The 7,638-nt window shown below is 65.1% G+C and carries 8 protein-coding genes and 1 pseudogene; 5 read left to right on the top strand and 4 right to left on the bottom strand.

Translation table 11 applies throughout. The features are described from left to right. Nucleotides 1–57: 57 nt before the first annotated feature. Nucleotides 58–810: pseudogene (locus QQK95_RS07915) on the top strand (EAL domain-containing protein); the annotation flags it as partial. Nucleotides 811–825: 15 nt separating this feature from the next. Here the strand turns inward: QQK95_RS07915 and QQK95_RS07910 are convergent. The 4 genes from QQK95_RS07910 to QQK95_RS07895 all read right to left on the bottom strand — a co-directional run bounded on the left by QQK95_RS07910 (nucleotide 826) and on the right by QQK95_RS07895 (nucleotide 3,674). Next, a complete protein-coding gene (locus QQK95_RS07910; RefSeq protein WP_284270720.1) occupies nucleotides 826–1,974 on the bottom strand; it encodes an amidohydrolase in 1,149 nt (382 codons plus the stop codon). A gap of 35 nt (nucleotides 1,975–2,009) precedes the next feature. Beyond that, the gene (locus tag QQK95_RS07905) at nucleotides 2,010–2,591 is read right to left on the bottom strand and encodes a cation transporter (RefSeq protein ID WP_284270718.1); all 582 of its coding nucleotides are present in this window, start codon (nucleotides 2,589–2,591) and stop codon (nucleotides 2,010–2,012) included. Nucleotides 2,592–2,651: 60 nt separating this feature from the next. After that, on the bottom strand, nucleotides 2,652–3,107 hold the full coding sequence (locus QQK95_RS07900; protein ID WP_284270716.1) for a hypothetical protein: 456 nt from the start codon (nucleotides 3,105–3,107) through the stop codon (nucleotides 2,652–2,654). 123 nt (nucleotides 3,108–3,230) lie between these two features. Further along, a complete protein-coding gene (locus tag QQK95_RS07895; RefSeq protein ID WP_284270714.1) occupies nucleotides 3,231–3,674 on the bottom strand; it encodes an SRPBCC family protein in 444 nt (147 codons plus the stop codon). A 49-nt stretch (nucleotides 3,675–3,723) separates the two neighbouring features. On the opposite strand from QQK95_RS07895, the gene QQK95_RS07890 reads away from it, so the two are divergent. Genes QQK95_RS07890 through QQK95_RS07875 form a run of 4 tightly spaced genes read left to right on the top strand, consistent with a single transcriptional unit; the run spans nucleotide 3,724 to nucleotide 7,576 of the window. Next, the gene (locus tag QQK95_RS07890; RefSeq protein WP_284270712.1) at nucleotides 3,724–3,948 is read left to right on the top strand and encodes a hypothetical protein; all 225 of its coding nucleotides are present in this window, start codon (nucleotides 3,724–3,726) and stop codon (nucleotides 3,946–3,948) included. Nucleotides 3,949–3,972: 24 nt separating this feature from the next. After that, the gene (locus QQK95_RS07885; RefSeq protein WP_284270710.1) at nucleotides 3,973–4,833 is read left to right on the top strand and encodes an FAD binding domain-containing protein; all 861 of its coding nucleotides are present in this window, start codon (nucleotides 3,973–3,975) and stop codon (nucleotides 4,831–4,833) included. After that, nucleotides 4,833–5,309, top strand: a complete 477-nt coding sequence (locus tag QQK95_RS07880; protein WP_284270709.1) for a (2Fe-2S)-binding protein — start codon at nucleotides 4,833–4,835, stop codon at nucleotides 5,307–5,309. The genes QQK95_RS07885 and QQK95_RS07880 overlap by 1 nt, the downstream gene beginning before the upstream one ends. Nucleotides 5,310–5,311: 2 nt before the next feature. After that, the gene (locus QQK95_RS07875) at nucleotides 5,312–7,576 is read left to right on the top strand and encodes a xanthine dehydrogenase family protein molybdopterin-binding subunit (protein WP_284270708.1); all 2,265 of its coding nucleotides are present in this window, start codon (nucleotides 5,312–5,314) and stop codon (nucleotides 7,574–7,576) included. Nucleotides 7,577–7,638: the final 62 nt, after the last annotated feature.

The raw sequence follows: 7,638 nt of genomic DNA, 5'->3' as shown, positions 1-7,638 counted from the left end.
TCAATGGCTTAACGGACAGTGTTCGCTATCCGTTCACGTCCAACTGTTCAAGTTGGGCTGAAGATCGCGATCGGCCAGGGCCTCGTTTCGCTGGTCTATCAGCCCATCCAGGATGTCGTATCGGGCCGTGTCGAGGCCGTTGAGGCGCTGATGCGTCTCAAGATGCTGGACGGGACCCTGGTTCCGCCGAGCCTGTTCATTCCCGTGGCGGAACGCACCGGCGCGATCCTGGAACTAGGCCGCTGGGCGATACGGACGGTGTGCGCCGAGCTGCTGGCGGACGATCACGTCCCTCTCGTCAGTGTCAACGTCTCGCCGATCCAGCTCAAGACGCCTGGCTTCGCCGCGTCCGTCGCGACCATTCTGGGCGAGACGGGCGTGACCGGCAACAGGCTGGCCTTCGAAATCACCGAAGGCCTCGAGATGGAGATGCATTCGGACATCCTGCGCTGCATCAGCGACCTGAAGCTGCTCGGCATCAAGATCTGGCTCGACGATTTCGGCACGGGCTTTGCCGGCCTCTCGTGGCTGCGCCTGATCGATTTCGATACGGTCAAGATCGACCGCTCGTTCCTGCACGATTGCGGCACGCCGAAGGGCATGGCCATGCTGCAGGACATCATCGCGCTGGTGCGCAATCGCGGCCACAAGATCCTGGTCGAAGGCGTGGAAACCGACGAGCAGATCGCGCTGATGCGCGAGTTCGGCATCGACAAGATCCAGGGCTTTCGCGTTGGCCGTCCGGTTCCCGCCGCGAATTTCCAGGCGAAGCGGGGCGTCCACAAACGCCCTTACCTCAAGTCGGCCTAACAACGCCCGGCGAGCTCACCCCAGCAGATTGCGCGCCGTGCGCATGAAGATTTTTGAGCCGATCGGGATCAGGTCGTCGGGAAAGTCGTAGTCCGGATTGTGCAGGGAAGGGTGCCGTTCGCCGGCGCCGAGGAAGAACATCGCCGACGAGGCGCTGTGGCCGAACAGGCCGAAATCCTCCGAGGCGCGCATCGGCAGGGCTTCCTGCCCATGCACGACGCCTTCCTCGTCGAGCGCGCGTTGCAGGTGCTCCACCGCGTCGGGCGCGTTGACGCTGGCGACGAAGATCTCGTGATAGTCCCAGCGCGCGGAAAGGCGATGGCGGGCGGCGATCTCGGCGGCCAGCGTCTCGGCGGCGGCGCAGAGGTCCGCCATGCGCTCGTCGCGGCGGGTGCGCAGCGTCGCCCACACCTCGGCATGCGCGGGCGCGATGCCGAACACGGCTTCGCCCATCTCGGCATGGGTGACGGTGACCATGGAAAAATCGTCGTCGGCGAAGGTGGCGCGGCCGAGCGCGGGCAGCGCCGGCATCAGCTCCGAGATCGCCGGCATGGGCGAAATGCCGGTCTCGGGCATGGAGGAATGCGCGGTCTTGCCTTCGAGCACGATGCGCATGCCGCGCGAGGCGCAGTTGACCACGCCGGGCTTGAGCCGGACCTCGCCGAACGGCACGCCGGGCAGATTGTGCAGCGAGAAGGCGAAGTCCGGCGCGATCTCGCGGTAGCGCGGATCGGCGACGACGCCGGCAGCACCGTTGCCGGTTTCTTCCGCCGGCTGGAACATCAGCACGACGCGGCCGCTGGCCGGGCGCTCGCGGCCGAGCTGGCGGCCAAGCGCGGCCAGGATCGCGGTGTGTCCGTCATGGCCGCACATATGCGACTTCCCCGCCACTTGCGAGGCATGCGGCACGCCGGAAAGTTCCTCGATCGGCAGCGCGTCGAGTTCGGAGCGGAACAGCACGGTCGGCCCGGCCTTGCCGCTGTCGTAGACCGCCGCCACGCCATGCCCGCCGAGGCCGGTCAGGACCTTGTCCGGCCCGGTGTCGGCGAGGAAGGAGACGACCTCTTGCGCCGTCTTCTCCTCCTCGTTGGAGATTTCCGGCTGCCGGTGCAGCTTGCGCCGCCATTCGGTCAGTTCGACGATATCCCGGTTGGTCAGGGTCATGGTTTCCGCCTCCGTTCGGTCGTATCTTCCACAAACTACGCTTCGGCCCGGTGTTCTTCCCGCGCCGCTTGCCACACTTCGCGCGCCGCATCGGCATTCATCGCGGCGATACCCAAGCCCACGACCAGATCCGGCCAGGCAGAGCGCCACAAAAGGGCCGTAACCAACCCGGCCGCTATGATGGCGATGTTGGCGATGGCGTCGTTGCGGGCCGACAGGAACGCGGCCTTCGTCAGGCTGCCGCCGTGATGACGGTAGGCGGCGAGCATCCAGGCGCAGGAGAGGTTGACGGCGAGCGCGCCTAGCCCCGCCAACGTCAAGGCGATGGGCTGCGGCGGCACGGGGATGTTGAACTTCTCCCACGCCGTCCAGAGCGTTGCCAGACCCGGCACCAGCAGGATCAGGGCCAGCGCCATGCCCACCTTGGCGCGAGCGCGCAACGACCAGCCGAGCGCAAGCAGGATGAGGAGATTTACCGAGGCATCTTCGAGAAAGTCGACACTGTCCGCGAACAGGGACACGGACCCGATGGTGAACGCCACGGCGAACTCGATGCCGAAATAGGCGAGATTGAGCAGCGCGACGATGAGGACGATGCGACGGAGCGGCAGGTTCATCTTCCGACCGTAGCCGAGACCGATATATGGGGCCACTGGCTTTGCTGTCCGCAAACGCTGCTAGCGTACGCGATTGGGGCAGAGCGCTTTGAACTGGTCCAGCGTGACATCGTATGACGAGGCGCCGGAGCCATCGAGCACCACATTGTCGTCGATCGACGTGATCAGATAGTCCGTCGTCACCTCAGTGCCCTTGTTGCGGCCCTGGAACAGCATGTTGGCGCCATAGAAGGTGGTGAACTTGCCGGTCTTGCAGTTGGCCGTGATCTCGAAGTGCAGAGGCGACTTCATTTCCGCGTCGATGCACTCCTTGGAGAAATCGTGGCCATATTCGCGGCAGTAGACGCCCGCCTTCCGCCTGTCGTGTCTGGCCAGGATGCTGGCGTGCTCGGAGCCGATGCCTGACTTTTTGACGATGGTGAGCTCCATTCCCACCTTGTTGCCGTAGTAGATGGTCCTGGCTTCGGCAGAGGTGGCCAGCAGCAGGGTGGAAAGCACGAGCAGCAGACGTCGCATGGAAAATCCTCCCTTTGGCGGGAGGATTTCACGCACGCGATCGCACGGTCAAGGCCCTCGACGCACAGCCGCCGCCGATGGGCATGTCATCGACGGCGGCGCTGCGCAGTTTCTCGACTGGCCTTACTGATTGATCTCGGGCTCGACCAGCTTTGCCAGGTTCCGCAGCGATTCCTGCCAGCCGAGATAGCAGGCCTCGACCGGGATGACGTCGGGAATACCGGCCTGGGTGATGTCGATCTCGGTGCCGACCGAGACTTTCTTCAGGACGATGGTCACCTGGATCTCGCCGGGCAAATTGGGGTCGTCGAACCTGTCGGTGTAGCGCAGGCGCTCGCCCGGCACGAGTTCGAGATATTCGCCGCCGAAGGCATGGCTGCCGCCCGTGGTGAAGTTGCGGAACGACATCTTGAACGTGCCGCCGACCTTGGCTTCGAGGTGATCGACCGTGCAGGTGAAGCCGTTCGGCGGAAGCCACTTCGCCAGCGCGTCGGCTTCGACGAAGGCGCGATAGACTTTTTCGGGGCTGCTGGTGAGAACGCGGTGCAAACGTACGGTACCGGGCATATCCTGTCCTTTCATGATGCCTTTTCGATGCCCCAAGGACGAACGGGGCTTGACCGATCCGACACGGGCTCGCAAATTTTTCGAGAACCCGGCCGCGGGCCCGTCTTACCTCGTGCTTGTCGTTGTCGCAAAACCGCTGCACGCTTTGGACAACATGCACCGGCGCAGGGCAAACCAGGCCGATTTGGGACTCGATTTCGCGGCGGCTGGACCAATCGTCGCAAATGACGAACCCGATAGCCATTATGAGGAGAGTGTTTATAACGGTCGCTGAAATCGCGATATCCAAGGGGAGACGATGCGCTACATACGTCCGCTTTCAATCGAAGATGCCGTCGGCCAATTGGCCGGATCGGCTGGCACGGCAGCCATCCTGGCCGGAGGCAGCGACCTGCTGGTGAGGATGAAGGGGGGCTTTGTCGAGCCCGACCTGATCGTCGACATCAAGTCGATCGCCGGCTTGAGCGACATCCGCGAAACCGCCGACGGCTTCAGCATTGGCGCCGCCGTTCCCTGCGCCGTGCTGGGCGAGAACGCCGCCTTGAAGAAGGCATGGCCCGGCGTCGTCGAAGCGGCCAAGCTGATCGGCTCGAAGCAGGTGCAGGGACGCTGCACCATCACCGGCAATCTGTGCAACGCCTCTCCGGCCGCCGACAGCGTGCCCGCATTGGTGGCCGCGGGCGCCAGGGCAGTGATCGCCGGCCCTTCGGGCAAGCGCACCATTGCCGTCGAGGCCGTGCCGACCGGGCCGGGCAAGACCTCGCTCGCCAAGGGCGAGATCATCGAGGCGATCCTGCTCGACAAGCGCTCGCCGAGTTCGGGCGACGCCTATCTGCGCTTCATTCCGCGCACCGAGATGGACATCGCCGTGGTCAGCGCCGGGGTGAACCTGACGATCGACGAGCATGGCGTCGTCACGGCAGCCCGCGTGGCGCTGGGTGCGGCGGCACCGACGGTGCTGCTGGTCGAGGAGGCCGCCGAGGCGCTTATCGGCAGGAAACTCGACGAGGCAGCACTGGAGCGGCTGGCCAAGGTCTGCGCCGGCGCCTGCCGCCCGATCGACGACAAGCGCGGTACCATCGAATTCAGACGGAAAGTCGCGGGTGTGCTGGCCAAACGTGCCGCAACGACCGCCTACGCACGTGCAGGAGGCAAATAATGGCTGGCATTGCAGTCTCTACGACAATCAACGGCGACAATATCGAATACCTCTGCCAGCCTGACGAGACGCTGCTCGACGTGCTGCGCGACCGGCTCGGCCTGACCGGCGCCAAGGAAGGCTGCGGCACCGGCGACTGCGGCGCCTGCTCGATCATCCTCGACAACCGGCTGGTCTGCTCCTGCCTGGTGCTGGGCGCCGAGGCCGAAGGCCGGCGCATCGAGACCGTCGAGGGCATGGCGCATGGCGACCAGTTGCACACACTGCAGCAGAAGTTCCTCGAGCATGCGGCGCTGCAATGCGGCATCTGCACGCCGGGCTTTCTGATCGCGGCCAAGGACCTTTTGGCGAAAAACCCCGACCCGACCGAGGAGGAAATCCGCTTCGGTCTCGCCGGGAACCTGTGCCGCTGCACCGGCTATGACAAGATCGTGCGCGCCGTCCAGGACGCCGCACATGTGATGAAGGGAGCCTGAAGATGAATTTCGATCCGCGTTTTTCCGGGCGTAAATTCGCATCCGTCGGCACGCGCCCCATCCGCCCCGACGGCGTCGACAAGGTGACCGGCCGCGCCCGCTATGGCGCCGACTTCAACATGGCCGGCCAGCTGGTCGGCCGCGTGCTGCGCAGCCCGCACGCGCATGCCAAAATCCTCAAGATCGACACGTCGAAAGCGGAAAAGCTTGCCGGCGTGAAGGCGGTGATCACGGCGAAAGACCTGCCCGACCTCACCGGTGGCGATGCCGCCATGTACGACATCCTCGACAATTGCATGGCGCGCACCAAGGCGCTCTATGACGGCCATGCGGTGGCCGCGGTCGCGGCGATAGATGCCCGCACGGCAAGGCAGGCGCTGAAGCTGATCGAGGTCGAGTACGAGATCCTGCCGCATGTCACCGATGTCGACGAGGCGATGCAGCACCACGCCCCGCTGATCAACGACACGATCTTCACCGAGGGGCTGGAGGAAAAGCCGGTAAAGCCCTCCAACGTCACCAAGCGCAGCCAGTTCGGCCATGGCGATGTCCATCAGGGTTTCGGCCACGCCGATTTCATCGTCGAGCGCTCCTTCAAGACCGAGCAGACGCACCAGGGCTATATCGAGCCGCATGCCTGCGTGGCGAGCGTCTCGTCCGACGGCACCGCCGAGCTGTGGGTCTGCACGCAGGGCCATTTCGTCTACCGCCAGCATTGCGCCCAGCTGCTCGGCATGGAGGCCTCGAAGCTGCGCGTAACCTCCTCCGAGATCGGCGGCGGTTTCGGCGGCAAGACCCATGTCTGGGCCGAGCCGGTGGCGCTTGCCCTGTCACGCAAGGCCGGCCGCCCGGTGAAGCTTGTCATGACCCGCGACGAGGTGTTCCGCGCCTCGGGTCCGACCAGCGCCACCTCGATCGACGTCAAGATCGGCGCCCGCAAGGACGGCACCATCACCGCGGCGGAAGCGACGCTGCGCTACAGCGCCGGCCCCTATGCCGGCTCCTGGGCCGAGATCGGCGCCATGACGGCGTTCGCCTGCTACAAGCTCGATAACGTCAAGACCGTGGGCTACGAAGTGCTGGTCAACCGGCCGAAGACCGCGGCCTATCGCGCGCCGTCGGCGCCGATGGCGGCCTTCGCGGTGGAAAGCGCGGTCGACGAGCTCGCCAAGGAGCTCGGCATGGATCCGGTCGACTTCCGCATCAAGAACGCAGCGCAGGAAGGCACACGCTCGTCCTATGGCCCGGTCTACGGCCCGATCGGCATCGGCCCGACGCTGGAGGCGGTGAAGAACCATCCGCACATGAAGGCGCCGCTCAAAAAGAACCAGGGCAGGGGCATGGCCTGCGGCTTCTGGTTCAATTTCGGCGGCCAGACCTGCGTGGACCTCAACATCGGCATGGACGGCTCGGTGTCGCTGGCCGTCGGCACGGTGGATGTCGGCGGTTCGCGGGCGTCGCTGTCGCTGGTGGCGGCGGAGGAGCTCGGCATCGACTATGCCCAGCTCAAGGCTGTCGTCGCCGACACCTCCTCCCTCGGCTACAACGACATGACCGACGGCAGCCGCGGCACCTTCTCCTCCTCGATGGCGACCATCTCGGCCGCCCGCAACGCGATCAAGATCCTGCGCGAGCGCGCCGCGCAGATGTGGGACATTTCCGTCGACGACGTGGTCTGGGAACAGGGCCATGCGGTCGCCAAGGGCGATAAGCACGGCAATCTCGGCAAACTGTCGCTGAAGGAGATCGCGGCTGAATCCGGCAAGACCGGCGGGCCGATCGCCGGCCACAGCGAGCTCGTCGCCGACGGCGCAGGCGTCTCCTTCGCCACCCATATATGCGACATCGAGGTCGACCCCGAGACCGGCTCGACCCGGGTGATCCGCTACACGGTGGTGCAGGATGCCGGCAAGGCGGTGCACCCGACCTATGTCGAGGGCCAGTACCAGGGCGGTGCCGCGCAAGGCATCGGCTGGGCGCTCAACGAGGAGTATATTTACGGCAAGGACGGAAGGCTGCAGAACGCCGGCTTCCTCGACTACCGCATCCCGGTGTGCTCCGACCTGCCGATGATCGACACGCAGATCCTGGAAATCCCCAACCCCAACCACCCCTATGGCGTGCGCGGCGTCGGCGAAACCTCGATCGTGCCGCCGCTGGCGGCGATCGCCAACGCGGTGTCGAACGCGGCCGGCGTGCGCATGACCCACATCCCGATGTCGCCGCCACGCATCCTGGCGGCGATCGAGGCGGAACGGGGAGGCTGAGCATGATGCCGAAAAGTGCGAAGCGGTTTTCGGATAACATCATGCTCCATCAGGAATAGAGC

The organism is Mesorhizobium huakuii, from assembly GCF_030160235.1.
Taxonomy (GTDB): Bacteria; Pseudomonadota; Alphaproteobacteria; order Rhizobiales; family Rhizobiaceae; genus Mesorhizobium; species Mesorhizobium huakuii.
Note: the sequence above shows the minus strand (reverse complement) of the source record. Positions and strands in the feature narration are given on the sequence as shown.

Excerpts from the sequence above, each read along its gene's own strand:
- QQK95_RS07905 (WP_284270718.1), bottom strand. The coding sequence starts at position 2,591 with ATGAACCTGCCGCTCCGTCGCATCGTCCTCATCGTCGCGCTGCTCAAT.
- QQK95_RS07895 (WP_284270714.1), bottom strand. The coding sequence starts at position 3,674 with ATGCCCGGTACCGTACGTTTGCACCGCGTTCTCACCAGCAGCCCCGAA.
- QQK95_RS07880 (WP_284270709.1), top strand. The coding sequence starts at position 4,833 with ATGGCTGGCATTGCAGTCTCTACGACAATCAACGGCGACAATATCGAA.
- QQK95_RS07885 (WP_284270710.1), top strand. The coding sequence starts at position 3,973 with ATGCGCTACATACGTCCGCTTTCAATCGAAGATGCCGTCGGCCAATTG.
- QQK95_RS07910 (WP_284270720.1), bottom strand. The coding sequence starts at position 1,974 with ATGACCCTGACCAACCGGGATATCGTCGAACTGACCGAATGGCGGCGC.
- QQK95_RS07875 (WP_284270708.1), top strand. The coding sequence starts at position 5,312 with ATGAATTTCGATCCGCGTTTTTCCGGGCGTAAATTCGCATCCGTCGGC.
- QQK95_RS07900 (WP_284270716.1), bottom strand. The coding sequence starts at position 3,107 with ATGCGACGTCTGCTGCTCGTGCTTTCCACCCTGCTGCTGGCCACCTCT.